This window comes from Finegoldia magna (assembly GCF_018371055.1).
Lineage (GTDB): Bacteria > Bacillota > Clostridia > Tissierellales > Peptoniphilaceae > Finegoldia > Finegoldia magna_I.
Map to the genome: position 1 here is coordinate 1 of NZ_JAGYZD010000362.1, position 1,132 is coordinate 1,132.

Sequence of the window (1,132 nt, forward strand, 5' to 3'; positions counted from 1 at the left end):
AGCTACGACCTCTATCTATACAATTATTATCCCATATGAAAGTGGGATTGAAAATAAAATGTAGTATTTATTACTACAACTATATTATACGAGGAGGACAAATGGATATAAATAAAAGATTTGAACACGATAAATTAAAAAAGTTTCAGATATTTAACGCAGCTCAGCTAAAATACATTGCGTTTACATCGATGCTGATAGATCATGTTAACAACTCGATTGTAACGCATTTTTTAAATGGAAAAGGAGCATTGTTGTATATCTCGAACTTTCTATCGATATTAGGAAGAATTGCATTTCCTATTTTTATATTTTTCATTGTTGAAGGATTTTTCAAGACACACGACAGGGCGAAATATCTTCGAAACTTGTTGGTTTTTGCGGTGATTTCAGAAGTTCCATTCGATATTTTCACATCGAAGGTATTATTCGATCCGTATTGGAACAATATGATGTTCACGTTGGCTTTGTGTCTTGTAACTGTGTGGATAATTGATTATATCAAAGATAAGTTTAAAAACAGGATACTTTGGTATGTGATATCTGTGATAATCGTCGCTGTTTTCGGATTCTTGGCGATGTATTTAAGCTTGGACTACGATTATCATGCGATAATTCTCGCTTACTTGTTCTACATTTTCTACGACAAACCAGTTATTTCTGCTTCTCTTGGATATTTGTCGATTATCAAAGAAGTGTATTCCTTCTTGGGATTCGCCTTTACTGTGACATACAACGGAAAACGTGGAAAACAAAACAAATTGGTAAATTATCTATTCTATCCAGTTCATATATTGATACTTGGACTTGTTAGAATGTATTTTAATTTTTAATTGGGAACTTGTGATTAGCAAGTTCTTTTTTTATTGCAAATCTCTTTTACAAACGCAATAAAAGGTGTATAATTAGTATTTTGGAGGCCAAAATGTTCGTAGCAAATACTTATGAAGAACTTATAAATATGGAAAATATAATATTTGTCGATGTTAGAAGCGAATACGAGTTTCAGAAAGAAACCATACCAGGATCTATCAATATTCCGATACTAAATAACGACGAAAGAGTGGAAATCTCAACGATTTATGATGCAGGAGATCACGAATGTGCAAAGAAATTGGCGATAAGATATGCA

At 32.2% G+C, this 1,132-nt stretch carries 2 protein-coding genes; both read left to right on the plus strand.

Annotated elements, in window-relative coordinates; all coding sequences use genetic code 11:
* Window positions 1-101 precede the first annotated feature (101 nt).
* Complete coding sequence (locus KHW44_RS09885) at window positions 102-833, plus strand: TraX family protein (RefSeq protein WP_304068971.1); 732 nt, start codon at window positions 102-104, stop codon at window positions 831-833.
* A gap of 92 nt (window positions 834-925) precedes the next feature.
* Window positions 926-1,132 (plus strand): rhodanese-like domain-containing protein (locus KHW44_RS09890; protein ID WP_304068973.1); only part of this gene is annotated, 207 nt, incomplete at its 3' end.